The organism is Micromonospora maris AB-18-032 (genome assembly GCF_000204155.1).
Classification (GTDB): domain Bacteria; phylum Actinomycetota; class Actinomycetes; order Mycobacteriales; family Micromonosporaceae; genus Micromonospora; species Micromonospora gifhornensis.
In genome coordinates this window covers 2,261,268-2,286,685 of sequence record NC_015434.1, presented here as the reverse complement: position 1 = coordinate 2,286,685, position 25,418 = coordinate 2,261,268, and the positions used below count along the sequence as shown (strand labels likewise).

At 72.0% G+C, this 25,418-nt stretch carries 22 protein-coding genes; 2 read left to right on the top strand and 20 right to left on the bottom strand.

All coding sequences use genetic code 11. The features are described 5' to 3' along the window. The gene (rpe, locus tag VAB18032_RS10500; RefSeq protein ID WP_013732794.1) at positions 1 to 681 is read right to left on the bottom strand and encodes a ribulose-phosphate 3-epimerase; all 681 of its coding nucleotides are present in this window, start codon (positions 679 to 681) and stop codon (positions 1 to 3) included. Between the two features lie 249 nt (positions 682 to 930). On the opposite strand from rpe, the gene VAB18032_RS10495 reads away from it, so the two are divergent. Then, positions 931 to 1,818: a septum formation family protein gene (locus VAB18032_RS10495; protein WP_013732793.1), complete on the top strand. Its 888-nt coding sequence runs from the start codon at positions 931 to 933 to the stop codon at positions 1,816 to 1,818. A 73-nt stretch (positions 1,819 to 1,891) separates the two neighbouring features. Continuing rightward, a complete protein-coding gene (locus tag VAB18032_RS10490; protein WP_013732792.1) occupies positions 1,892 to 2,776 on the top strand; it encodes a septum formation family protein in 885 nt (294 codons plus the stop codon). A gap of 65 nt (positions 2,777 to 2,841) precedes the next feature. Here VAB18032_RS10490 and VAB18032_RS10485 read toward each other — a convergent pair whose 3' ends face one another. From VAB18032_RS10485 to pyrR, 19 genes are all read right to left on the bottom strand, one after another. After that, the gene (locus tag VAB18032_RS10485; RefSeq protein WP_013732791.1) at positions 2,842 to 4,194 is read right to left on the bottom strand and encodes an RsmB/NOP family class I SAM-dependent RNA methyltransferase; all 1,353 of its coding nucleotides are present in this window, start codon (positions 4,192 to 4,194) and stop codon (positions 2,842 to 2,844) included. Positions 4,195 to 4,253: 59 nt separating this feature from the next. Beyond that, positions 4,254 to 5,180, bottom strand: a complete 927-nt coding sequence (gene fmt / locus VAB18032_RS10480; protein WP_013732790.1) for a methionyl-tRNA formyltransferase — start codon at positions 5,178 to 5,180, stop codon at positions 4,254 to 4,256. Between the two features lie 5 nt (positions 5,181 to 5,185). Beyond that, positions 5,186 to 5,746, bottom strand: coding sequence for a peptide deformylase (gene def, locus VAB18032_RS10475; RefSeq protein ID WP_013732789.1), 561 nt, complete (start codon positions 5,744 to 5,746; stop codon positions 5,186 to 5,188). A gap of 43 nt (positions 5,747 to 5,789) precedes the next feature. After that, complete coding sequence (locus tag VAB18032_RS10470; RefSeq protein WP_013732788.1) at positions 5,790 to 7,058, bottom strand: cytochrome P450; 1,269 nt, start codon at positions 7,056 to 7,058, stop codon at positions 5,790 to 5,792. A 118-nt stretch (positions 7,059 to 7,176) separates the two neighbouring features. Then, positions 7,177 to 8,160 carry an AAA family ATPase gene (locus VAB18032_RS10465; protein ID WP_013732787.1) on the bottom strand — a complete coding sequence of 328 codons (984 nt, stop codon included), beginning with the start codon at positions 8,158 to 8,160 and terminating at the stop codon, positions 7,177 to 7,179. A 308-nt stretch (positions 8,161 to 8,468) separates the two neighbouring features. After that, complete coding sequence (locus tag VAB18032_RS10460; RefSeq protein ID WP_013732786.1) at positions 8,469 to 10,499, bottom strand: primosomal protein N'; 2,031 nt, start codon at positions 10,497 to 10,499, stop codon at positions 8,469 to 8,471. Positions 10,500 to 10,528: 29 nt separating this feature from the next. Further along, entirely contained in the window at positions 10,529 to 11,722 is a 1,194-nt protein-coding gene (gene metK, locus VAB18032_RS10455) for a methionine adenosyltransferase (RefSeq protein WP_013732785.1), read from the bottom strand. A gap of 73 nt (positions 11,723 to 11,795) precedes the next feature. Next, entirely contained in the window at positions 11,796 to 13,022 is a 1,227-nt protein-coding gene (gene coaBC, locus VAB18032_RS10450) for a bifunctional phosphopantothenoylcysteine decarboxylase/phosphopantothenate--cysteine ligase CoaBC (protein ID WP_013732784.1), read from the bottom strand. 14 nt (positions 13,023 to 13,036) lie between these two features. Further along, on the bottom strand, positions 13,037 to 13,300 hold the full coding sequence (gene rpoZ, locus VAB18032_RS10445) for a DNA-directed RNA polymerase subunit omega (protein ID WP_007075826.1): 264 nt from the start codon (positions 13,298 to 13,300) through the stop codon (positions 13,037 to 13,039). Between the two features lie 51 nt (positions 13,301 to 13,351). Further along, a complete protein-coding gene (locus VAB18032_RS10440; protein WP_043720334.1) occupies positions 13,352 to 13,885 on the bottom strand; it encodes a nucleoside/nucleotide kinase family protein in 534 nt (177 codons plus the stop codon). A gap of 25 nt (positions 13,886 to 13,910) precedes the next feature. Beyond that, on the bottom strand, positions 13,911 to 14,228 hold the full coding sequence (mihF, locus tag VAB18032_RS10435) for an integration host factor, actinobacterial type (RefSeq protein WP_007458370.1): 318 nt from the start codon (positions 14,226 to 14,228) through the stop codon (positions 13,911 to 13,913). A 171-nt stretch (positions 14,229 to 14,399) separates the two neighbouring features. Then, positions 14,400 to 15,236 (bottom strand): orotidine-5'-phosphate decarboxylase, encoded by an 837-nt coding sequence (gene pyrF, locus VAB18032_RS10430; protein ID WP_013732782.1) that lies wholly within the window; start codon positions 15,234 to 15,236, stop codon positions 14,400 to 14,402. Between the two features lie 73 nt (positions 15,237 to 15,309). Beyond that, on the bottom strand, positions 15,310 to 16,584 hold the full coding sequence (locus tag VAB18032_RS10425) for an adenosylmethionine--8-amino-7-oxononanoate transaminase (protein ID WP_013732781.1): 1,275 nt from the start codon (positions 16,582 to 16,584) through the stop codon (positions 15,310 to 15,312). 222 nt (positions 16,585 to 16,806) lie between these two features. After that, entirely contained in the window at positions 16,807 to 17,847 is a 1,041-nt protein-coding gene (locus VAB18032_RS10420) for a quinone-dependent dihydroorotate dehydrogenase (RefSeq protein WP_043723686.1), read from the bottom strand. 57 nt (positions 17,848 to 17,904) lie between these two features. Then, a complete protein-coding gene (carB, locus tag VAB18032_RS10415; RefSeq protein ID WP_013732779.1) occupies positions 17,905 to 21,273 on the bottom strand; it encodes a carbamoyl-phosphate synthase large subunit in 3,369 nt (1,122 codons plus the stop codon). Then, entirely contained in the window at positions 21,266 to 22,429 is a 1,164-nt protein-coding gene (carA, locus tag VAB18032_RS10410; RefSeq protein WP_013732778.1) for a glutamine-hydrolyzing carbamoyl-phosphate synthase small subunit, read from the bottom strand. The genes carB and carA overlap by 8 nt, the downstream gene beginning before the upstream one ends. Continuing rightward, positions 22,426 to 23,757 carry a dihydroorotase gene (locus VAB18032_RS10405; protein ID WP_013732777.1) on the bottom strand — a complete coding sequence of 444 codons (1,332 nt, stop codon included), beginning with the start codon at positions 23,755 to 23,757 and terminating at the stop codon, positions 22,426 to 22,428. Before VAB18032_RS10405 ends, carA begins: the two co-directional genes overlap by 4 nt. Beyond that, positions 23,754 to 24,680: an aspartate carbamoyltransferase catalytic subunit gene (locus VAB18032_RS10400; protein ID WP_013732776.1), complete on the bottom strand. Its 927-nt coding sequence runs from the start codon at positions 24,678 to 24,680 to the stop codon at positions 23,754 to 23,756. The genes VAB18032_RS10405 and VAB18032_RS10400 overlap by 4 nt, the downstream gene beginning before the upstream one ends. Continuing rightward, a complete protein-coding gene (gene pyrR / locus VAB18032_RS10395; RefSeq protein WP_043720330.1) occupies positions 24,677 to 25,264 on the bottom strand; it encodes a bifunctional pyr operon transcriptional regulator/uracil phosphoribosyltransferase PyrR in 588 nt (195 codons plus the stop codon). Before pyrR ends, VAB18032_RS10400 begins: the two co-directional genes overlap by 4 nt. Between the last annotated feature and the right edge of the window lie 154 nt (positions 25,265 to 25,418).

The following is a 25,418-nucleotide window of genomic DNA, read 5'->3' as shown; positions in this document are numbered from 1 at the left end:
TCACTGCCCGTCGGCCGCGCGCTCCGCCAACTGCCGCAGCCGGCGTACCGCCTCGGCCGGATCGTCGGCGCCGTAGACCGCGGTGCCCGCGACGAACGCGTCGGCACCGGCCGCCGCGGCCTGCTCGATGGTGTCGGCGGCGATCCCCCCGTCGACCTCGATGCGCAGTTCCAGATGGCCGGCGTCACGGTGCCGACGGACGGCGCGGACCTTGTCCAGCAGCTGCGGGATGAACCGCTGACCACCGAACCCGGCCTTGATGGTCATCACCAGCAGCGTGTCGAAGTTCGGCAGCAGGTCCAGGTACGGCTCGATCGGGGTGTCCCGGTCGATCGCCAGCCCCGCCTTGGCGCCGGCGGCACGCAGGTCCTTGGCCAGCGCCACCGGATCGTCACAAGCCTCGGCGTGGAAGGTGACGTTGTAGGCGCCGGCGTCGGCGTAGCCGGGCGCCCACCGCTGCGGATCCTCGATCATCAGGTGGACGTCGAAGGGGAGTTCGGTGGCGGCGCGCAGGCTCTGCACGACCGGCAACCCGATGGTCAGGTTCGGCACGAAGTGGTTGTCCATCACATCGACGTGCAACCAGTCCGCGGCGTTCTCGACGGCACGGACCTCTTCGGCGAGGCGGGCGAAATCAGCGGCGAGGATGCTCGGCGCGACGATCAGCGGCGGTACGGTCACGCGGCCAGTGTACGAAGGCGGCCACCGGCCACCGGCAGCACGGCACCATCTGACGGACACCGCGTGACCCAGAGGTGACCAATGGTGCAGAATGGCACCCGCCGGAGGCGATGGCACGGTGTGCAGGTGGTCCCGACTGGCCAGACGGGGAAATCGCGGCGACACTCCATCCGGGACGGTGACGGTAACGTGCAGGCCGGTTGGCACGGGAGCCGACAGCCGGGCACCGACTCCCGGAAAGGGCGGACGATGCGACGGTGGTTCGCAGCGCTGGCGTTGGCGAGCGCGGCTGCGATTGCACTGAGTGGCTGTGTACGGCAGGGCGCGACGGACGGCGACCTCACCGACGACTGGCCCGCGCTGCGCGTGCCGACGATGTTCGTCCCGGCCACCGACGCCTGCCTGCCGCGGGTCACCGCGATCGTGCAGGCGAGCACCTACGAGACGGTCGACTGCGCGCGCAACCATCTGGCCGAGGCGGTGCACGTCGGCGCGTTCACCGGACGGGCGGCCAACGGTCCTCGACCCGAGCCCGGTTCCGCGGCGCTGCGCACCGCGCGGGCCGAGTGCGACCAGCGGGCCCGGCTGGTCCTCGGCGGCGACTGGCACGTCGCCCGCCTGACCCTGAACATCGCCCTGCCGTCGGTGTCGGCCTGGAACGGCGGCGCGCGCTGGTTCCGCTGCGACCTGAGTGAGACCGACAGCATCGACAACACCCGGCCGGTCAACCGCACCGGCAGCCTGCGCGGGGCGCTGATCGGCGACTCACCGCTGGTGCACCGCTGCTTCGACCCCAAGCTCATCGGCAACAGCCTGAACTACATGGCGCCGGTGCTGTGCACCGAACCGCACGGCGCCGAGTTCGTCGGGGTGTACACCGAGCAGGACATGACCTGGGAGGAGTTCACCAACTCGGCCGGCCAGGCACACCGCCGCTGCATGTCGCTGATCGCCGAGTACGCGGACGTACCCAACAACTCCGACCTGCCCTACCGCGCCGGCTCGATCTTCTACCCGCCGTCGCAGCGCGAGTGGGAGGAGGGCGACCGGGGGGTGCGCTGTCTGTTGTGGAGCGACGATCGCAAGCTCACCGGTTCGATGCGGGGGGTCGGCCCGCAGGGACTCCCCGTGACCTGATCACCGTGCCGTATGCTGCCGCTGCGCGAGCCGGCGGGCGGGGCGAGCGCGGACGGCGGGAGGGCCGACGGGGATGCGACGATGGCTGACCGGAATCGCGCTGGGCACGGTGGTGACGCTGGCGCTGGCCGGCTGCACGAAGCCGGCCGGGATCGACGGCGACCTCAGCGACGACTGGGCACCGATGGCCGCGGCCGAGGTGTTCACCCCCGACTCGGGGACGTGTCACACGCAGGTGCTGGACGTCGGCTACGTCGGCGCGTACGACCCGGTGGCCTGCGATCAACCGCACCGGGTCGAGACCCTGCACGTCGGCGCGCTCACCTCGGACGACGGGGCGACGCCACCGGCCGTCGGCAGCGCCCCGATGCGTACCGCCTTCAGCGAGTGCAACCGGCAGGTGCGCACCGCCCTGGGAGCCGACTGGCGTAGCGCCCGGGTCTGGCTGAGCGTGGTCTTCCCCTCACCGGCGGCGTGGGGCGGCGGCGCCCGCTGGTTCCGCTGCGACGTCACCGAACTTCGCGGCCTGGACAACCCGGACCCGGTACTCCGCAAGGCCAGCCTGGCCGGCGCCCTGTCCGGCACATCGCCGCTGCGGCACGGCTGCTTCAACGCCAAGACCAGCGGTGACAAGGTCACCGAGATGGTCGCCGTGAAGTGCACGGCGCGGCACCGGGCCGAGTTCGTCGGTGTCTGGACGGCCCCGAAGGGCAGTTACAAGGCGTTCCTGGACAACGCCGACCGGGCCCACCGGGCCTGCCGCAGCCTGATCGCCAAGTTCGCCAAGCTGCCGGACGACAACAACGTCCAGTACCGCGCCGGCACCATCTTCTACCACCCCGCCGAGGACGACTGGCGTAACGGCAACCGCGGGGTGCAGTGCTTCCTCTGGAGCAGCGAACGCGTCCTGACCCGGTCGATGAAGGGTGCCGGCAGCCGAGCCCTGCCGATCAACTGAGGCCGCGGGCCGCAGCTGTCCGGCAGGACCGGCGCCAGCGTCGGTCGGGGTTGGTGGGCTGGGCGTCAGCCGCGGCGCAGCACGGCGAGGAACATCGCGTCGGTGCCGTGCCGATGCGGCCACAGCTGCACCGTCGGCCCGTCCCCCAGCCCCGGCATGCCCGCCGGCAACAACGGCCGGGCGTCGACGAAGTCCACCGAGGCGCCGGATCGGCGGGCCGCCTCGGTGACCGTCACATGGGTTTCCACGGTGTGGGGGGAACAGGTCACGTAGGCCACCACCCCACCCGGGCGGACCGCACGGAGCCCTGCGGTGAGCAACTCGCGCTGCAACCGGGTCAACGCCGGCAGGTCCGAGGGCTGACGCCGCCACCGCGACTCCGGACGGCGGCGCAGCGAACCCAGACCGGTGCACGGGGCGTCGACCAGCACCCGGTCGAAGTGCCCCTCGGGCAGCTTCGGCTCGGCGCCGACCAGCCGCCCGTCGGTGTGCAACACGGTCACCGGCAGGCCACGGGTGGCACCTTCGACCAGGCGCGCCCGATGCTCGGCCACCTCCACCGCGGTCACTCGCGCGTCGCGTTGCGCGGCGAGCGCGCCGAGCAGCCCCGCCTTGCCGCCCGGCCCGGCGCACAGGTCGAGCCAGCGGCCGTCCGGGCCGTCGATCGGCGCCACCGCCAGAGCGTTGGCGACGAGCTGGGAACCCTCGTCCTGGACGTGGGCGCGCCCGTCGGCCACCGCCGCCACGTCGCCGGGTGCACCGCCACCGAGATAGACGGCGTACGGCGAGAAGGCGCCCGGCGCGCCACCGGAGGCGTCGGCGAGCTCGACCGGGTCGGCGAGACCCGGGCGGGCGCACAGGTGCACCGGTGGGCGTTCGTTGTTCTCGATCAGCAGGCGGGTGGTCTCGCCGAGGTCGCCGTCGAGCGCCTCGGAGAACGCCCTGACGATCCACTGTGGATGGCTGTGGGCGAGAGCCAGGTGACCGATCGGGTCGGTCTCCATCGACGGGGCGAGGCGGGACACCCACGTGTCCAGGTCGCACGCCGCGACCTCGCGCAGCACCGCGTTGGCGAAACCGGTGGCGCCCTGACCGACCATCCGGACCAGGTCGACGGTCGAGGAGACCGCCGCGTGCGCCGGCACCCGGGTGTGCAGCAGCTGGTACGCGCCGATGCGCAGCGCGTCGCGGACCGGCGGGTCGATGCGCTGCACGTCCCGACCGGCGGCCGAGGTGAGAATCGCGTCGAGGGTGCCGGAGTGCCGCAGCGTGCCGTAGGTCAGCTCGGTGGCGAAGGCGGCATCGCGCCCGAACAGCCCCTCCTCGCGCAGGATCGACGGCAGCACCAGATTGGCGTACGCGTCGTCCCGGTTGACCGCGGCGACGGCCTGGTACGCGGCGTACCGGGGGCGGTCCACCGTCGGACGCGCAGGGCGTGCGCCCCGACGGTCCGTTCCCCCGCGGGGCGCGGTGTCCCTCACGCCAGTTCCTCCCCGGCACTGACCCGAACGCCGCGCGCCCAGTCGGTCGCCGGCATGGCCCGCTTGCCTGCCGCCCGCACCTCGCCGAGGCGAACCGGGACGGTGGCCGTGCCGACCAGCACCCGCGACTTCTCCACCTTCAGCTCCCCGGGCTTGAGGGCGTCGGCGTCCGGTGCCGCGACGACCGGTCCCAACTTCACCCGCTCGCCCCGGAACGTCGTCCACGGCCCGGGCGCGGGGGTGCAGGCACGGATCCGACGGTCGACCGCGAAGGCGGGGTCGGACCAGCGGACCCGGGCGTCCTCCACGGTCAGCTTCGGTGCCAGGGTCACCCCGTCGGCGGGCTGCGGCTCGGCACGGGCGGTGCCGTCGGCCAACGCGTCCAGCACCGCCACCAGCAGCCCGGCGCCGGACTGCGCCAGGCGCTCCAGCAGGTCACCGGAGGTGTCAGCGGGCCGGATCTCGTCGGTCAGCGTGCCGTAGACCGGACCGGTGTCCAGCCCTTCCTCCAACTGGAAGACGCTGGCACCGGTGAGTTCGTCGCCGTGCAGCACCGCGTGCTGCACGGGTGCGGCACCGCGCCAGGCGGGCAGCAGCGAAAAGTGCAGGTTCACCCAGCCCAGTCGGGGAATCTCCAGCGCGGCCGGCGGCACCAGCGCGCCGTAGGCCACCACCGGCACGCAGTCCGGGGCGAGGTCGCGCAGCCGCTCCAGGAACTCCGGCTCACGCGGACGGGCCGGGGTGAGCACCTCGACGCCGTGCTCGTCGGCCCAGGCACCCACGGGGGAACGAACCAGGCCACGGCCGCGACCGGCCGGCGCGTCGGGGCGGGTCACCACGGCGATCAGCTCGTGCCGGGACTCGGCGACGGCGGCGAGGGCGGGTACGGCCACGGCCGGGGTTCCGGCGAAGATCACACGCATCCCGGTCACCGCCCCAGACCGAAGGGGCTGCCGGCGGCGTGCGGGCTCACCTTGACCGTGGGCGGGGCGCCGTCGTCGTACCACTCGGCCTGGCGGATCGCCTTCATCGCCTCCTTGCGACCGGCCGGGTCCAGCCGGTCGATGAACAGCACACCGTCGAGGTGGTCGGTCTCGTGCTGCACGCAGCGGGCCATCAGGCCGGTGCCGACGATCTGCAGCGGGTCGCCGTAGCCGTTGAAGCCCTTGGCGATCACGTTCTGCCGGCGCTTGGTGTCGAAGTACATCCCGGGGATGGACAGGCAGCCCTCCGGGCCGTCCTGCTCCTCGGCGTCGGGAAACTCCAGCACCGGGTTCACCAGGTGACCCACCACGTCATCGACGTCGAAGGTGAACACCCGCAGGCCCACACCGAGCTGTGGCGCGGCGAGCCCCGCCCCGGCGCTGTCACGCATGGTGTCGGTCAGGTCGGCGATGAGCTTGCGTAGCTCCACGTCGAAATCGACAACCGGATCGGCCGGCGTGCGCAGCACCGGATCGCCGAACAGACGGATGGGCTGGACGGTCACGCGGGTTGACTCCTTAACGGGCGGGCGGTGGTGCCGTACCAGTCTACGGAGTGTCCGGGGTCGCCCCGACCGGCGCACCATGATCGGCGACCGGGGCCAGCTCACCCACGGTGACCGGCAGCGTCTCGTACCCGCGCAGGGTCAGCCGCGACCGGCGCCGGGGCGTACCCGACAACGCCAGCGCGGGCAGCCGGCGCAGCAGCCGGGTGAAGGCGACCTGCCCCTCCAACCGGGCCAACCCGGCCCCCAGACAGTAGTGCGGGCCGGCCCCGAAGGACAGCGGGCTCAGCAGCGCCCGCCACGGGTCGAAGCGGGCCGGGTCGGGGTAGCGCCGGGCATCGCGGTTGGCCGCCCCGAGCAGCAGCAGCACCCAACTGCCGGCCGGCAGCTCCACCCCACCGGCGCGCAGCGTCTCGCTGCTGGTACGGCTGGTCAGTTGCACGGGCGAGTCGTAGCGGAGCAGTTCGTCGACGTACGCCGGGGCGTGCTCCGGGTGGCGTCGCAGCACGTCGGCGGCGCCGCGATGGGCCAGCAGCACCGCCAGACCGTTGCCCAGCAAATTGGTGGTGGTCTCGAAGCCCGCGACGAGCAGGACCACGAGGTTGGCCAGCAGCTCGTCGCCGGTGAGCCGGTCACCGGCGTCGTGCGCCTGCACCAGAGCGGTGGTCAGGTCGTCGGCCGGCCTGCGTCGACGCGCCGCCACCAGCTCGGTGAAGTAGCCGACCAGCTCGGTGGCACCCGCGTCGGCGACCACCAGTTCGTCCCAGGTGATCTCGGGTTCCAGGACGCCGGTCAGATCGGCCGCCCACCGCCGGAACAGCGGACGGTCGGCGGCGGGTACCCCGAGCAGCGCGCAGATCACCGCCACCGGCAGCGGATAGGCGAAGTCGGCCATGAAGTCGACGGGTCGGCCGCCACGGCCGGCCGACGCCATCGCCTCGATCAACTCGTCGGCCTGGGCGGCCACCACGTCCCGCATGGCCGCGATCCGGCGTGGGGTGAAGGCCCCGGCGGCGAGTCGGCGCATCCGGCTGTGATCCGGCGGGTTGGTCTCCAGCATCGACCGGGCGATCGTGGACAGGGCCGGGCTGTCGCGCCACTGCGGCAGCATCATGTCGCGCCACTTGTCGTCGGAGACCCGCATCCGGGGGTCCCGCAGGAGTTCGTCGACCTCGGGATAGCCGGTGACCGCGTACACGCCCGGACCGGTCTGGACCACCGGCCCGTGGGCACGCAGCCGCTCGTACGCCGGATAGGGGTCGAGGCGTCCCTCGGGCGACATGAGGGTGGCGAAGGTCTCCGCAGGGTCCATGGCTGGCCTCCCGGTGTGCCGGAAGGCTTCATCATGCCCACCGCACGCCACCCGGCGCGCACCGCGCCGGGTGATCTATCAGCGCGCCGCCCGAATGGTCAGCACGCCGGCCCAGTGGTCAGCCGAGGCCGCCGGGCTCCCCGGCCAGCACCGCGTCCCCGGCGAGCAGGGCGTGCTCGGGCAGCGGCAGACGGATGTCGTGGGCCGCCTCCCAGTCGTGGATCAGGCTGGGGCGGGCCTGGGCGGCGAAGAAGTCGACCGCGCTCGTGGTGCCCACCACCGGCTCGTCGACCTCGGCGACCAGCCGGCCGGGCACCAGCCGGAAGCCGTTGCGCAGGGCGGCGCTGAGCCGACGGTGCCCGTTGATCACGAAGAAGTACTCGCCGGTGTAGCCCAGCTCCAGCGGCTCCAGCCCCGTCTCGCCGGCCTCGGCCACCGCCCCGACGTCCGTCGAGTCCCACAGGCCACGCAGACCGGCGACGTCCTCGGTCGGGTAGACCCGCGCCGGGTCGAGCAGCAGCAGCGGCGGCGCGGTGCGCAGCACCTCGGGGGCGAGCCGACCCTCGTACACGTCGACGATGCGCTCGATCACCTCGTCGGCGGGGGCCCGGGTGGTGTCGCAGACCAGGTCGTAGTTACGCAGCCGGGCCTTGTCCACGCCGTAGCGGACCAGGAACCGACCCCGCTCGCTCTCGCTGCGTTCCCGGAGCTTGGCCTTGGCCTCCTCCAGCGAGGTGTAGCTCTCCGCCGGCCCGGAGGGGCGCAGCAGCACCCGGCGGGCCGCCTCACCCGGCTCGGTGATCATGTGCACCTTGAGCGCGTCGGTGAAGAAGTGCCAGGCCAACCGCGAGTCCATGACGAGGCTCTCACCGGAGGCGGCGATGTCGCGCTGGAGCTGGTCGACATAGCCGTCGACGGCCTGGTCCAGCTCGGCGTGCAGGTTGAGCTGGAGCGCGGTCATCTGACGCTCCTGGGCCATCTGCCGGTAGAGGTCGCCGACGCTGACCCGGCGCAACCCCAACCGCTTGGCGATCTCCACCGACACGGTGCTCTTGCCGCTACCGAGGTCACCGTTGAAGACGATCGACTGACGAACGGTCACGACTGGCCCACCCCTGATAACCGGCTGATTTGGAAGCATCGATATCGCGCCGGACCGACGCGGTCGCGCCGCCCTGCGACAACCCCTACCCTTGCGCGCCTGCCGCCGCGCCGTGACCTGGAGCTGTCGTGCGCCCCGGCATGACGGGCGACTCTATCACCTTCGGTACGGCGGCCCCGAAGACACGACCACCGACGCGCGCCATCGACACGCACGGCAATGGCACCCTCACATATGGCAGATAATTGCCGTGTCGGCCGCCACACAAACCTGAACGCACGGACGGCGCAGGGCGTGGGCGGGTGGCGTCAGAACATCGCGAGCGGGTCGACCTGCAGGCGTACCGGGTCGGCCGCCTTCCGGGCGCTGCGCACCCCGGCCGCCGCGTGCAACGCCTCGGCCAGCGCCGCCGCCCGCGCCCGGGGCACTCGGACGAGCATCCGCTCCCGGTCACCGTCGGCAGGCACCGGACCGAGCAACTGCGCCTCCTCGGGCAGGCGCGCCTGCGCCAACAGGTCGGCCACGGCATCCGGGGCACCGGTCAGGCTGGCCATCCGCACGGCCGGCGGAAAGCCGAGTTCCCGCCGCTCGGCCAGCTCGCGGGCGGCGAACCAGGCGGGATCCCAGCGCAGCAGCGCCTGCACGGGGGCGAGCGCGCCATCGGCCACCACCACGACCCGACCCCCGTCGGCGGCCGGCCTGGCCAACGCGGCCGCCGCCGCCCACCGCCGCAGCGCCTCCTCCCCCGCGCGCAGGTCGGCTCGGGTGAGCAGGGCCCAGGTGTCCAGCAGCAGCACCGCCCCGTAGCCACCCTCGGCGACCGGCTCGGCACCCGGGGTGGCGATCACCAGTCCGGCGCCGCCGGGAACGTCCGCCAGCACCTCCTCCCGTCCGGAGGTGCGCACCGGCACGCCGGGAAAGGCTCGCCCCAGTTCCTCGGCGGTCCGTCGGGCCCCGGTGACCGAGGCCCGCAGCCGCCTCCCACCGCAGTGCGGGCAGGCGTACGCGGCCGCCACCCGTCCGCACCAACGACAGGCCGGAGTCCCCCCGGCGGACGGCAGCGCCAACGGCCCGGCGCAGTGCACACAACGTGCCGGGGTACGACAGTCGTCACAGGCCACCGACGGCAGGTAACCGCGTCGGGGCACCTGCACCAGCACCGGAGACTCCGCCCGCAGCGCCTCCCGGGCAGCGGTCCAGGCCAGGCTGGGCAGCCGGGCGGTCGCCGCCGCCGGATCACGGGCCAGCTGAGGGTCGTCACCGGTCGGCGCCACCGCCGGGGCACGGGCCCGCAGCACCTCCCGGGCCGCCACCACCTCGCGGGCCCACCCGGTCTCCACCAGCAGTTGCGCCTCGGCGGTGCGGGCGTAGCCGCCGACCAGTGCCGCGGCCTCGTCGAGCTGGGCGCGGGTGAGCAACACCTCACGAGCGTGCGGGTACGGTGCCCGCGGCTCGGCGTGCAGGTCGTCGCCGTCGTCCCAGATCGCCACCAGGCCCAGCCGGGCCACCGGGGCGAACATCGCGGCCCGGGTGCCGATGACCACCGGCGCATCGTGGTGGCGGGCGGTGAGGAAGGCGCGATAGCGGCGGGCCGGACCGAGCGCGGCGGAGAGGCAGACGTGCCGGTCCGGCCCGAGGGTCGCGGTCAACGCGGCGTCCAGCCGATCCAGGTCCCGACCGTCGGCGACCACGACCAGCGCGCCCCGGCCGGCGGCCACGGTCGCGGCGACCGCGGTGGCGTACCTCGCCGCCCAGTCCTCGCCCGGCAATGCCGACCAGACGGCCCGGGCCGGGCGACCGTCCGCGAGGGCCCGCAGCAGCGCCGGCCCGGCCGGGTAGTCCCGCCAGCCGCCCGGCTCGACGGGTCCGACCGGTCCATCGGCCGCGACGGCCGGCATCGGCGGCCCGACGGAAGTGGAAACGGCTCCGGTGGAAGCGGAAACCGGTTCGGCGGGCGGGGTGGGCGGCGCGGTGGCGTCGGTGCGGGGAAGGAACTCCTTCTCCACCCGCGCGTGCCGGGGTGGGATCGCCAGACGCAGCACGTCGGCGAGGCTGCCGGCGTACCGGTCGGCGACCGCGCGGGCCAGCCGGAGCACCTCCGGGGCGAGCACCGGCACCGGCGAAACCACCTTCTCCAGGTACGCCAGCCGGGGATGATCGGAGTGGTCGAGGCGTTCCAGCAGCCAGCCGTCGACCTGCTGGCCGGCGAAGCGCACCTTCACCCGTACGCCGGGCCGCGCGTCCTCGCCCAGCCCGTGCGCCACCAGGTAGTCGAAGGGGCGATCCAGGTGAGGCAGCGGCACGTCGACGCAGACACGAGCGACCGGCGACCCGTCCACGGGCCGCCGGTCGTCTCGCCTGGTGCCGGTCAGGCTCCCGCGGCCGACTTGAGGTCGGCGGCCCGGTCGGTGCTCTCCCAGGTCAGCTCCGGCAGTTCCCGGCCGAAGTGACCGTAGGCGGCGGTCTGCGCGTAGATCGGGCGCAGCAGGTGCAGGTCCCGGATGATGGCGGCCGGACGCAGGTCGAAGACCTCGGTCACCGCCTTCTCGATCGAGGCCACCGGCACGGTCTCGGTGCCGAACGTCTCGATGAACAGGCTCACCGGGTGCGCCTTGCCGATGGCGTAGGCGACCTGCGCCTCGCACCGCTCGGCCAGGCCGGCGGCGACCACGTTCTTGGCCACCCACCGCATCGCGTACGCGGCCGAGCGGTCGACCTTCGACGGGTCCTTGCCCGAGAAGGCGCCACCGCCGTGGCGGGCGTAACCGCCGTAGGTGTCCACGATGATCTTCCGGCCGGTCAGGCCGGCGTCGCCCATCGGGCCACCGATCTCGAAGCGCCCGGTCGGGTTGACCAGCAGCCGGTAGCCGTCGGTGTCCAGGCCGAGGCTCTCCAGCTCCGGGGCGATGACGTGGTCACGCACGTCCGGCGTGAGCAGCGACTCCAGCGAGATGTCCGCGGCGTGCTGGCTGGAGACGACGACGGTGTTGAGGCGTACCGGCCGCAGCCCTTCGTACTCGATGGTGACCTGGGTCTTGCCGTCGGGCCGCAGGTAGGGGACGGTGCCGTCCTTGCGGACCGCGGCGAGGCGACGCGCCAGCCGGTGCGCCAGGGCGATCGGCAGCGGCATCAGCTCGGGTGTCTCGGAGCAGGCGAAGCCGAACATCATGCCCTGGTCGCCGGCGCCCTGCGCGTCGAGCGCGCTCTCCGACGCGCCGGTACGCAACTCGAAGGCGTTGTCGACACCCTGGGCGATGTCCGGTGACTGGGAGCCGATGGAGACGCTGACACCGCACGAGGCGCCGTCGAAGCCCTTCTTCGACGAGTCGTAGCCGATGCCGAGGATGGTCTCCCGCACGATCGTGGGGATGTCGGCGTAGGCCTTGGTGGTCACCTCGCCAGCGACATGCACCTGACCCGTGGTGATCAGGGTCTCCACCGCCACCCGGCTGTGCGGGTCCTGGCTGAGGAGGGCGTCGAGGATGCCGTCGCTGATCTGGTCGGCAATCTTGTCCGGGTGGCCTTCCGTGACCGATTCGGACGTAAATAGGCGGCGTGTCACGGCACTCCTAAGTCAGTGGATGTCGTTCGGCGGCAGTGTAGTCACCAACAGGTACGGGTACGTCGATGGTCGTCTAGCGGTCCACCCGTAAGGAGGAGCCGCCGCCCAGCCTAACGACGACCTGGTCCCACACCTGGTCGGCGAGATCCTCCTTGGACTGTTCGGCCAGCCGGGTGACCGAACCGTCCACGTCGATCACGGTGGCCGCGTTCGTGTCGGCACCGAAGACCTTGTCCGGCCCGACCTCGTTGATGACGATGAGGTCGGCCCGTTTCCGGGCGAGCTTGGCCCGGCCGTTGGCCTCGGCGTCGCCGGTCTCGGCGGCGAAGACCACCAGCACCTGCTCCGGCCGCCGCCGCTGACCCAGCTCGGCGGCGATGTCCGGGTTGGTCACCAGTTCGATGGTGGGCGCCACCCCGTCGTCCGTCTTCTTGATTTTGCCGGATGCGTAGGTCGCCGGCCGGAAGTCGGCCGGCGCCGCCGCCATCACCACCGCGTCGGCCTCGACCGCGGCCTTCAGGGTGGCGTCCCGCAGCTCGGCGGTGGTGCCCACCCGGATCAGGTCGACCCCGGCCGGATCGGGCAGCGACACGTTGGCCGAGATCAACGTGACCCGGGCGCCGCGGGCCACCGCGGCGCGGGCGAAGGCGTAGCCCTGTTTGCCGGAGGACCGGTTACCCAGGAAGCGCACCGGGTCCAGCGGCTCCCGGGTGCCCCCGGCGGTGACCACCACGTGCCGGCCGGTCAGGTCGGCTGGGGCGGCGACACCCCGGGCCAGGGTCCGGCGGGCGACGGCGAAGATCTCCGCCGGGTCGGGCAGCCGACCCTTGCCGGTGTCGGCCCCGGTGAGCCGTCCCACCGCGGGCTCGATGACCCGCACCCCTCGACGTCGCAGCGTCGCCACGTTCTCGACGGTGGCGGGATGCTCCCACATCTCGGTGTGCATGGCCGGTGCCAGCACCACCGGGCAGCGGGCCGTGAGCAGGGTGTTGGTGAGTAGGTCGTCGGCGATGCCCTGGGCGGCCTTGGCCAGCAGGTCGGCGGTGGTGGGTGCGACCACCACCAGGTCCGCCTGCTGGCCGAGACGTACGTGCGGCACCTCGTGCACGTCGGACCAGACGTCCTCGGCGACCGGTTGCCCGGAGAGCGCGGCCCAGGTCGGCGCGCCGACGAACCGGAGCGCGGCGGCGGTCGGTACGACCCGGACCTGGTGGCCCGACTCGGTGAACAGTCGGAGCAGTTCACACGCCTTGTACGCGGCGATCCCGCCGCCGACCCCGAGGATGATCCGGGCGTTCATCGAACGTGGAACGGTTACGGCTGGTCGGTCGGTTCAGCGGTGAGCAGACCCGCGTTGATCTCACGCATCGCGATGGAGAGCGGCTTCTCCTGAGGGGTGGTCTCGACCAGCGGGCCGACGTACTCGAGCAGACCCTCGCCGAGCTGGCTGTAGTAGGCGTTGACCTGACGCGCACGCTTGGCCGCGAAAATGACCAGAGCGTACTTCGACGTCGTCTTCTCCAGGAGCTCATCGATCGGCGGGTTGGTGATGCCTTCTGGGTTGGCGATGGATCCCACGGATAAACCTCTGCGTCTTTCGCACGGACCGCGCGAACGCGGTGCCGGCGCTCAACCGCGCAGGCGCGGCCGGGCCGGAGCCAGGAAGGAAGAACCGATGAATCCTACCAGTTCGTCCACGACCTGCTCAGTGCGGTCGTACGAGACGGCGTGGTCGAAGGCCGTCGTCACGGTCGGAACCGGCATCCGACCGGGTGGGTGAAGCAACACCAGGCGGGCCTGCGGCCAGGCGGCCCGCACCAGCAGCGCCCCGTCGAGGTCCAGGGGCAACAGGACCGGCACGCCGGCGGCGATGCGGCTGCGCAACGGGGCGATCTCGGTGCCCCGGCGGTGCGCACCGAACCGGCTCCACTCCAACAGGTCACCGGCGGCCAGGCGCCGCTCGAACTGCTCAGGGGTCAGGAAGTGGCGATCGACCCCGTCCAGCTCGCCCTCACGTCGGGGGCGGGTGGTGACCGGAATCGGCCGCCACACGGACGGAGAACGCGCCCGGACCAACTCGACGACACTCTCCCTACCGGCACCGGATGGGCCAGCCAGGACAGTGAGCCGAGCCGCCGGGCGCGTCTCGTCATCCAAGCTCACTGCTTGTTTCTACACGCAGCCACACTCAGTTGGCGGCGAACTCCCCAAGCAGGGCCTTGCGCTGCTGCTCGCCGAGGCCACGCAGGCGACGGCTGTCGGCGATCTTGAGCTTCTCCATGATCTGGGTGGCCCGGATCTTGCCGATGCCCGGCATCGCCTGCAGCACGGCCGACACCTTGAGCTTGCCGACGACGTCGTCGGACTCGGCCCGTTCGAGAACGGCTCCGAGGGTGGTCTTGCCCTGCTTGAGCTGCTCCTTCAGCTCGGCACGGGCTTTGCGGATCTCCGCAGCCTTCTCCAGCGCGGCTGCGCGCTGCTCGGGGGTCAGTGACGGGAGCGGCACCAGTTCTCCTCAGGTCCCTATCGCGACGGGCGGGACGCACCGCCGCATCTGTGAAACGTGGTGTCGCTGTGAACCCAGGGGTTCCCAGCGCCGGGAAAACTAGCGGTCAACGGAGCTTTCGGCAACGTGGGCGCGCGATGATCACCACAAAGTGACCGAGCCATCAGTCAGTCACGACAGCTTGAGCGCGGCCCGGCAGTCGACTACCGCCCGGTCGGCTGCGGCCCGCAGAGCCTCCGGGTCTGGGCCCGCTCCCAACACCTCTCGGGAGTACGAAGGCAGCACGGCGGGCAGGCTCGAGCCGAACACGACGCGGAGATCCGCCGCCGTGGCGCCCTGCGCGCCGAGGCCCGGCGCGAGCAACGGACCGTTCATCGCCGACAGGTCGCAGCCGGTCTCGCCGACCGTCGCCCCGACCACCGCACCGATGCTGCCGAGCGGCTCCGCACCGGCGTTGAGCTGCGAAATCTCGTCAATCACGGTCTGCGCGACGGTGCGTCCGTCGGCGGTCGTGGCCCGCTGGACCGAGGCGCCCTCGGGGTTGGAGGTGAGCGCCAGAACGAAGACCCCGCCGCCGTGTTCGGCGGCCAGTTCGAACATGGGGGCCAACGATCCGACCCCCAGGAATGGGCTTGCCGTGATCGCGTCGACATGCATGGGGCTGGATGGGTTGAGGTACGCCGACGCGTACGCCTGGACCGTCGAGCCGATGTCGCCACGCTTGACGTCGAGCAGAACGAGCGCGCCGCGCTCACGCAACTGTCGGATAGTTGACTCAAGCACCGCCACCCCGTGGGACCCGAATCGCTCGAAGAACGCCGACTGCGGCTTGACCACCGCAACCCGGTCACCGAGGGCGTCGACGACCGTCCCGGCGAAGTGACTGAGCCCGTCCACGTCGTCGGCCAGACCCCACCGGGCCAGCAGTGCCGGGTGCGGATCGATGCCGACGCAGAGCGGGCCGCGCTCGCCAACGGCCCGATGCAGCCGGGCGCCAAAGCTCTCCATCCGTGCCTTCCTCTCAGTGCTCAATCTGCCCTGTCCGACTACTCAAACTCGGCTTCTGCGGGCTACCGGTTACTCAGGCGACCCGGGCGGCCGCGCCGATAGCCGCCGCGATCCGGGCCAGGTCAGCGTCGTCGGTGACGTACGGCGGCATCGTGTAGATCAAATCCCGGAACGGGCGCAGCCACACCCCCTGGCCCACCGCGGCGGCGGTGGCGGCCGCCATGTCGACCTCGTGGTCGAGTTGCACCACGCCGATGCCGCCGAGGACCCGGACATCGGCCACGCCCGGCAGGCCGCGCAACGGCTCCAGGCCGGCCCGCAGATGGCGCTGGAGCCTCGCCACCTGCCCGGCCCAGTCGCCCGCCCGCAGCAGCCCCAACGACGCGTTGGCGACCGCACAGGCGAGCGGATTACCCATGAACGTCGGGCCGTGTGCCAGCACCCCACCCGTACGGATGCCCGCCGCCACCTCGGGGGTGCACAGCGCGGCGGCGAGGGTCAGGTAGCCGCCGGTGAGGGCCTTGCCCACACACATCACGTCCGGGACGACCCCCGCGTGCTCGGCGGCGAACATCGTCCCGGTACGCCCGAACCCGGTGGCGATCTCGTCGAAGATCAGCAACACCCCGTGCGCCCGGGTCACCTCGCGCAGCACCCTCAGGTAGTGGGGGTGGTGGAACCGCATGCCACCGGCGCCCTGCACCACCGGCTCGACGATCACCGCGGCCAACTCGTCGGCGTGCCGCTGCACCGCGTCGACGAGCGCCGCCTCGTACGCCGGGTCGGGGGGTGTGTCGAAGCCGCCCGGCGGCACCGGCGCGAAGACCTGCCGGGGCAGCACGTCGCCCCAGAGATGGTGCATGCCGCCCTCGGGGTCGCAGATGCTCATCGGGTGGAACGTGTCCCCGTGGTAGCCACCGCGCCAGGTGCCCAGCCGCCGCCGCTGCGGCCGGCCGGTGGCCCGCTGGTACTGCAGGCACATCTTGATCGCGACCTCGACGCTGACCGAGCCCGAGTCGGCCAGGAACACGTGCTCCAGCCCGTCGGGGGCCAACTCGACAAGCGTGCGGGCCAACTCGACGGCCGGGGCGTGGGTCAACCCGCCGAACATGACGTGGCTCATCCGGCCCAGCTGGTCGGTCACCGCCGCGTCCAGCACCGGATGCCGGTAGCCGTGGATCGCCGCCCACCACGACGACATCCCGTCGACCAGCTCACGCCCGTCGGCCAGCCGCAGCCGCACCCCCTCGGCCGCCTCCACCAGATACGGCGGCACAGCCGGCGGCAGGGTCGCGTACGGATGCCAGACGTGCGCGGCGTCGGCGGCGAGCAGCTCCTGCGGAGTCACCCGGTCTCCCCTCCGGCACCTGGTCGTCGGTGCCGCGAACGGCCCGCGCCCGGCACCCGTCGCTCGTACACCTCGGCCCCTTTGCTCTGCTTCACCGCACGCACCGGTTCCGGTCGAAACCCGGTGCGTGGGTTGGCGCAGAGCAAAGGGGCCAAGAACAGGTGGGTCGGGCCCGTCGCGGCCTGCCGTCGGGTCCGGCGCAGCCCGCCCCACCGTGATCGGTCATGGTGTGGTGGTGGCCGCCCGCGGTGCGGTCGCCGCCGCCCGGGCGACGGCGCGGGGCAGGGCCGGGCCTCGGTAGATGAACCCGGTGTAGAGCTGCACCAGGCTGGCGCCGGCGTCGAACATCCGGGCGGCGTCGTCGGGGTGCACGATGCCACCCACCCCGATGATCGGCAGCCGTCCACCGGTCTCCCGGTGCACGAAGTCGACCACCTGTCGGGCCCGGTCGGTCAGCGGTCGACCGGACAGGCCGCCGGCCTCGTCGGCGCGGTGTCGGTCGCCCGGCGCGAGGCCGTCGCGCCCCAAAGTGGTGTTCGTGGCGATCACCCCTGCGGCACCCCGGGCCAGGCACACCTCCAGCAGTTCGGCGATGGCGGGTTCGGTCAGGTCCGGGGCGATCTTCACCAGCACCGGCTTCTCCCCCACCAGAGCGGCGAGCAGCGCGTCCAGGTGGTCCCGGTCCTGCAGGGCACGCAGGCCGGGGGTGTTCGGCGAGGAGACGTTGACCGCGAAGTAGTCGCCGTGCCCGCGCAACGCACGGTACGACGCCTGGTAGTCGGCCACCGCCTCGTCCAGCGGCGTCACCTTGGACTTGCCGAGCGAGATCCCCAGCGGTACGCCCAACGGGCGCGGCAACGCCGCCAGCCGGGCCGCCAGGGCCTCGGCTCCGGCGTTGTTGAAGCCCATCCGGTTGATCACTGCCTCGCTGTCCGGCAGCCGGAACAGCCGGGGCCGGGGGTTGCCCGGCTGCGGGTACGCCGTCACCGTGCCGACCTCGACGAACCCGAAGCCCAACGCCGGCCACGCCGGCAGCGCCACCCCGTCCTTGTCCATCCCGGCGGCCAGTCCCACCGGGTTCGGAAAGCGCACCCCGAACACGGTCCGGGGTGCGGCCACCGCGTACCGGGCACGCAGCACCGCCAACGCCCCCGGCGTCCGCGACAGGGCGCTCAACCGCCGCAGCGTCCACTCGTGGGCCGCCTCGGCGTCCCCGCCACCGACCCGGAACAACCCCCGCCGCACCGTCTGCTCAAACATCACGCTCACCTCCCGGCGCCACCGCCGCCACCCCCATGACCGACATGGGTGCAGCGAGGGTCATCGGGAGGTCCGGAGGCTGGCGTGCAGGGCCTGCAGCGGGCGGACCTGCATGTCGCCGCGGATGAGGGCCTCGATGCCCATCACGGCGGCGGCCACCCCGGGCACCGTGGTCACGCAGGGGATGTCCGCCGTGACCGCGGCGCTGCGGATCTCGTAGCCGTCTGAGCGGGCGCTGGCACCGGACCCCTGCGGGGTGTTGATCACCAGGGCGATCTGGTTGCTGCGGATCAGCGACACCGCATCGTCGTCGGCACCTGCCTCGTAGTGCTTGCGGGCAACCTCGCAGGCGATCCCGTGCCGGCGCAACACCTCGGCGGTACCGGCCGTCGCCACGATCTCGAAGCCCAGATCCGCCAGCCGCTTCACCGGGAAGATCATGCCGCGCTTGTCCCGGTTCGCCACCGAGACGAAGATCTTGCCCCGGACGGGCAGTGACCCGTACGCGGCCGACTGGGACTTGGCGAAGGCGTGCCCGAAGGCGGTGTCGATGCCCATCACCTCACCCGTCGACTTCATCTCCGGGCCGAGCAGCGAATCCACCCCCTTGCCGGCCGGCGTCCGGAAGCGCTTGAACGGCAGGACCGCCTCCTTGACCGCGATCGGGGCGTCCGGCGGCAGGGTGCCACCGTCCCCGGTCGCGGGCAGCATGCCCTCGGCCCGCAGCTCGGCGATGGTCGCCCCGAGGGCGATCCGGGCCGCCGCCTTGGCCAGCGGCACCGCCGTCGCCTTGGAGACGAACGGCACCGTACGCGAGGCGCGCGGGTTGGCCTCCAGCACGTACAGGGTGTCGTCCTTCAACGCGTACTGCACGTTGAGCAGGCCGCGTACGCCGATGCCCCGGGCGATCGCCTCGGTGTACCGGCGGACCTGCGCCACGTGCGAACCGGCCAGGGTGATCGGCGGCAGGGCACAGGAGGAGTCGCCGGAGTGGATGCCCGCCTCCTCGATGTGCTCCATCACACCGCCGAGGTACACCTCCCCGTCGGCGTCACAGAGCGCGTCCACGTCGATCTCGATGGCGTCGTCGAGGAACCGGTCGACAAGCACCGGGTGATCCGGCGAGATGTCGGTGGCCCGCCCGATGTAGTCACGCAGCGTGGCATCGTCGTAGACGATCTCCATGCCCCGGCCGCCCAGCACGTACGACGGGCGGACCAGCACCGGATAGCCGATTTCGTCAGCGATCTCCTTCGCCTCCTCGTACGAGGTGGCGGTGCCGTGCTCCGGAGCCCGCAGACCGGCCCGGGCCAGCAGCGACCCGAATGCGCCCCGCTCCTCGGCCAGGTGGATCGACTCCGGGGAGGTGCCGACCACCGGCACACCGGCGTCCTTGAGCCGCTGCGCCAACCCGAGCGGGGTCTGCCCGCCCAGCTGCACGATCACGCCCACCACGCCGGGCCCACCGGCCTCCCGACCGGAGGAGTCCTCGGCGTGCCAGACCTCCAGCACGTCCTCGAAGGTCAACGGCTCGAAGTAGAGCCGGTCGGCGGTGTCGTAGTCGGTGGAGACGGTCTCCGGGTTGCAGTTGACCATCACGGTCTCGAACCCGGTGCCGCCGACACCCGACTGCGCACCGCGCAGCGCCTGGACCGCGTGCACGCAGGAGTAGTCGAACTCGATGCCCTGCCCGATCCGGTTGGGTCCGGAACCCAGGATCAGCACCTTCGGTCGCGGCGACCCGATCACCTCGGTCTCCGCGTCGTACGACGAGTAGTGGTACGGCGTGGTCGCCTCGAACTCGGCGGCGCAGGTGTCCACCGTCTTGTAGACCGGCCGGATCCCGAGCCGGTGCCGCAGGGTCCGCACGCCGTCCTCGGCGGCCAGTTCGGGCCGCAGCGCGGCCAGCTGACGGTCGGACAGGCCGGCCCGCTTGGCCTGGTAGAGCAAATCACCGTCGAGCACCGGCGCGGCCACGATCTCGTTGCGCAGCTCCACCAGCGCGGCGATCTGGTCCACGAACCATGGGTCGATGCCACCGGAGGCCGCGGTGACCTCGGCGATCGAGGCGCCCAGGCGCAGCGCCCGCTCCACCGTGTAGAGCCGGCCGTCGTGCGGGGTGGCCAGGGCGGCGAGGGTGTTCTCCTTGGTCGCGCCGGCCGGGTCGGGCACCGTCCAGAAGCCTGCGGCCTTGGTCTCCATCGACCGCATCGCCTTGTTCAACGCCTCGGTGAAGTTGCGGCCGAGGCTCATCGCCTCGCCGACGGACTTCATCGTGGTGGTCAGCTCCGGGTCCGCGCCGGGGAACTTCTCGAACGCGAACCGGGGGATCTTCACCACCACGTAGTCCAGCGTCGGCTCGAACGCCGCAGGCGTCTTACGGGTGATGTCGTTGGGGATCTCGTCGAGGGTGTAGCCGATGGCCAGCTTCGCGGCGATCTTCGCGATCGGGAAGCCGGTCGCCTTGGAGGCCAGCGCCGACGAGCGGGACACCCGCGGGTTCATCTCGATGACCACGATCCGCCCGTCGGCCGGATTGATCGCGAACTGGATGTTGCAGCCGCCGGTGTCCACCCCGACCTCGCGCAGCACCGCGATGCCCAGGTCACGCAGCTGCTGGAACTCGCGGTCGGTGAGCGTCATGGCCGGTGCCACGGTGACGCTGTCGCCGGTGTGCACACCCATCGGGTCGATGTTCTCGATCGAGCAGACCACCACCACGTTGTCGTGCCGGTCCCGCATGAGTTCGAGCTCGTACTCCTTCCAGCCGAGCACGCTCTCCTCGATCAGCACCTCGTGCACCGGGCTGGCGGCCAGCCCCGCACCGGCGATGCGCTCCAGGTCCTCGTCGTTGTGCGCCATGCCGGAACCGAGACCGCCCATGGTGAACGACGGCCGGATCACCACCGGCAGACCGAGGTCGGCAACGGTCTCGCGGACCTCGTCCATCGAGTGGCAGACACGCGAGCGGGGCACCAGACCCTCCGGGTCGGCCACCTCGAGCCGTACGCCCGCCTTGGCCACGATCTCCTTGAACAGCTGCCGGTCCTCGCCGCGGCGGATCGCGTCGATGTTGGCGCCGATCAGCTCGACGCCGTACTTCTCCAGCACCCCGGCCTCGTGCAACGCGACCGCGGTGTTCAGCGCGGTCTGCCCGCCGAGGGTCGGCAGCACCGCGTCCGGCCGCTCCTTGGCGATGACCAGCTCGACGAACTCCGGGGTGATCGGCTCGACGTACGTGGCGTCGGCGAACTCCGGGTCGGTCATGATCGTGGCCGGGTTCGAGTTGACCAGGCTGACCCGGATCCCCTCGCTGCGCAGCACCCGGCACGCCTGGGTGCCGGAGTAGTCGAACTCGCAGGCCTGCCCGATGACGATCGGCCCGGAGCCGATCACCAGAATGTGCTTGAGATCGCTCCGCTTAGGCATTGCTGTGTCCCTCGTTGTGGGTCCGACCCTCGATCAGTTCGGCGAAACGGTCGAAGAGGTAGTCCGCGTCGTGCGGGCCGGACGCCGCCTCCGGGTGGTACTGGACGGTGAACGCGGGCACGTCCAGGGCCCGCAGCCCCTCGACCACGTTGTCGTTGAGGCAGACGTGGCTCACCTGCACACCGCCGAACTCGGTCTCGATGACCTCGTCGGGCACCGTCGCGCCCGGCGTGACGCCCGGCACCTGCACGGCGAAGCCGTGGTTGTGGCTGGTCACCTCGACCTTGCCGGTCATCCGGTCCAGCACCGGCTGGTTGATGCCGCGGTGGCCGTAGTCGAGCTTGTAGGTGCCGAAGCCGAGCGCCCGACCGAGGATCTGACTGCCGAAGCAGATGCCGAACAGCGGCACCTTGCGGCGCAGCACCTCACGGGCCAGCTTCACCGGCCCGTCGGCGGTGGCCGGGTCACCCGGACCGGGCGAGAAGAAGATCGCGTCCGCGCCGGTGGCCAGCAGATCGTCGATGGTCGCGGTGACCGGCAGCACGTGGGTGGTCACACCCCGGGCGGCGAGTCGACGCGGCACGTTGCGCTTGATGCCCAGATCCAACGCGGCCACCGTGAACCGGTGCTCGCCCTCGGCGGCCACCACGTACGGCGCGGTGGTGGTCACCTCGGCGGACAGGTCCGCGCCCACCATCTGCGGCGACTGGCGGACCCGGGCCAGCAGGGCGCGCGGGTCGTCGTCGATGCTGGAGATGCCGACCCGCATCGCGCCACGCTCACGCAGGTGCCGGGTCAACGCCCGGGTGTCCACCCCGCTGATGCCGACGATGCCCTCGGTGGCCAGCCGGTCCTCCAGCCCGCCGGTGGCGCGCCAGTTCGAGCTGATCCGGGCCGGGTCACGCACCACGTAACCGGCCACCCAGATCCGCCGGGACTCGTCGTCCTCGGCGTTGACACCGGTGTTGCCGACGTGCGGGACGGTCTGCACCACCACCTGCCGGTGGTACGACGGGTCGGTCAGCGTCTCCTGATAACCGGTCATCCCGGTGTTGAAGACCGCCTCACCGAAGGTCTCCCCGACACTGCCGTACGCCTCACCATGAAACGTGCGCCCGTCCTCCAGGACGAGAATCGCTGGACGCCTACGACTCACTTGACTGCCTTTCCGTCCAGGACCGTCGCCTCGCCACGCAGGAAGGTCGCCACGATGCGACCCGGCAGCGTCATCCGGGCGTACGGGGTGTTGCGGCTGCGACTTGCCGACTCAGCCGGGTCGATCAGCCGGCGGCTCGCCGGGTCGACCAGGGTCAGGTTGGCCGGGACTCCGGGGGCCGGATCACGGCCGTGCTCGGTCAGCCCGGCGATGCGGGCCGGGGTGCGCGACATCCGCTCGGCGATCATGTCCCATTCGGGGCCGAGCACGTCGAGCGCGATCGACAGCGCCGTCTCCAGCCCGAGCATGCCCGGCCGGGCGTACGCCCACTCGCACTCCTTGTCCTCCACGGCGTGCGGGGCGTGGTCGGTGGCGATGATGTCGATCACGCCGTCGACCAGCGCGGCCCGCAGGGCGGCGACGTCGGCGGCGGTACGCAGCGGCGGGTTGACCTTGTACACCGGGTCGTACGCCCCGGCCGGGTGCCAGGTGTCCGCGATGGCGGGGCTGGCGAGTTCGTTGCTGCCGCCGACGACCGAGTCGGTGAGCAGCAGGTGGTGCGGGGTCACCTCGGCGGTGACCCGTACGCCGCGCGCCTTGGCCTGACGCAGCACCTCGACGCTGCCGGCGGTGGAGACGTGGCAGACGTGCAGCCGGCCGCCGACGTGCTCGGTCAGCAGCACGTCCCGGGCGATGATCGCCTCCTCGGCCACCGCCGGCCAGCCGGTCAGGCCCAGCCGGGTGGAGACCTCACCCTCGTGCATCTGCGCGCCCTCGGTGAGCCGGGGCTCCTCGGCGTGCTGGGCGATGATCCCGTCGAACGCCTTGACGTACTCCAGGGCGCGGCGCATCAGCCTCGGGTCGGCGACGCAGTGCCCGTCGTCGGAGAAGATCCGCACCCGGGCGGCCGAGTCGGCCATCGCGCCCAGCTCGGCGAGGCGCTCGCCGGCCAGCCCGACGGTGACCGCGCCGATCGGCTGCACGTCGACCAGCCCGGCCTCCCGACCCAGGCGCCAGACCTGCTCGACCACCCCGGCGGTGTCGGCCACCGGCGAGGTGTTCGCCATCGCGCAGACCGCGGTGTAGCCGCCCAGCGCCGCCGCCCGGGAACCCGTCTCGACGGTCTCGGCGTCCTCCCGGCCCGGCTCGCGCAGGTGGGTGTGCAGGTCGACCAGGCCGGGCAGGGCCACCAGCCCGTCGGCGTCGATCACGACTGCGTCCGGCGCGGACAGCCCCCGACCCACCTCGGCGACCACGCCGTCGCGCAGCAGCAGGTCGGTCGGTGCCGCGCCGAGCACGCTGACGTTTCTGATCAGGTACGAGTTCACCGGTTGTTTCCCCCGAGCAGCAGGTAGAGGACGGCCATCCGTACGGAGACTCCGTTGGTGACCTGTTCGACGATGGTGGAGCGGGGCGAGTCGGCGACCTCCGGGGTGATCTCCATGCCCCGGTTCATCGGACCGGGGTGCATGACGATCGCGTGCTCCGGCAACCGGCGCATGCGGGCGCCGTCGAGACCGTAGCGGCGGGCGTACTCGCGGGCGGACGGGAAGTAGGAGTCGCCCATCCGCTCCCGTTGCACCCGCAGCATCATCACCACGTCCGTCGACGGCAGCACCGCGTCGAGGTCGTAGCAGACGGCGGTGCCGGGAGCCAGGGCGGCGGCGATGTCGACCGGGATGAGGGTGGGCGGCCCGACCAGGGTGACCTTCGCGCCGAGGGTGGACAGCAGCAGCACGTTCGACCGGGCCACCCGCGAGTGCAGCACGTCCCCGACGACCGCGACCGACAGGCCGGCCAGCCGGCCCATCCGGGAGCGCATCGTGTACGCGTCCAGCAGCGCCTGGGTGGGATGCTCGTGGGTGCCGTCACCGGCGTTGACCACCGAACCGTCGACCCAGTCGGCGAGCCGGTGCGGGGCGCCGGAGGCCGGGTGCCGGACGACCACCGCGTCGGCGCCCATCGCCTGCAGGGTCAGCGCGGTGTCCTTGAGGCTCTCGCCCTTGGCGACGCTGGACCCCTTGGCCGAGAAGTTGATCACGTCGGCGCTGAGCCGCTTCGCCGCCGCCTCGAAGGAGATCCGGGTCCGGGTGGAGTCCTCGTAGAAGAGGTTGACCACCGTACGCCCGCGCAGCGCGGGCAGCTTCTTGACCTCGCGGCCGGAGACGGCGGCCATCTCGGCCGCGGTGTCCAGGATCTGGATGGCGGTGTCGGCGTCGAGATCGGCGCCGGAGAGCAGGTGCCTGATCATGAAAGCGCGGCCTCCCCGTAGAGCCGTACCTCGTCGACGCCGTCGGTCTCGGCCAGCGTCACCTTCACACTCTCGGCGAGGGCGGTCGGGATGTTCTTGCCGACGTAGTCGGCGCGGATCGGCAACTGCCGGTGGCCCCGGTCGACCAGGACCGCCAACTGCACGGACGACGGACGTCCGAGGTCGCTCAGCGCGTCGAGGGCGGCGCGCACCGTACGGCCGGAGAAGAGCACGTCGTCGACGAGGATCACCCGCATGCCGTCGATTCCGCCCGGCGGCACCTGGGTCGGGCCGACCGCCCGGGTGGCGTTGCGACGCAGGTCGTCGCGGTAGAGGGTGATGTCGAGCACACCGACCGGCACCGCGGTGCCCTCGAAGGCGTTGATCCGCTCGGCGAGGCGTCGCGCCAGCGGGGCGCCTCGGGTCGGCACTCCGAGCAGTACGGTGTCCGCCGCGCCCTGGGTCTTCTCCAGGATCTGGTGGGCGATCCGGTCGACGACACGTTGCACCTCGGCACTGGTCAGAATCACCTTCACCGAGGGTTGTCGCGGTGGCGACGGGTGGGCAGCCGGTGGGCAGGCCACGGCGGACCTCCTTCCCCGCCTCACGGGACGGGTCGTTAAAGGATGTCGGATCCCCCCAGGTCAGCCGGGTACGGCCGGCGGGAGGGCTTGGGCCACGTTACCAGTGGTCGTTGCCGTAACCACGGTCGGGCACGAGTGGCTCAGACCACGTCGG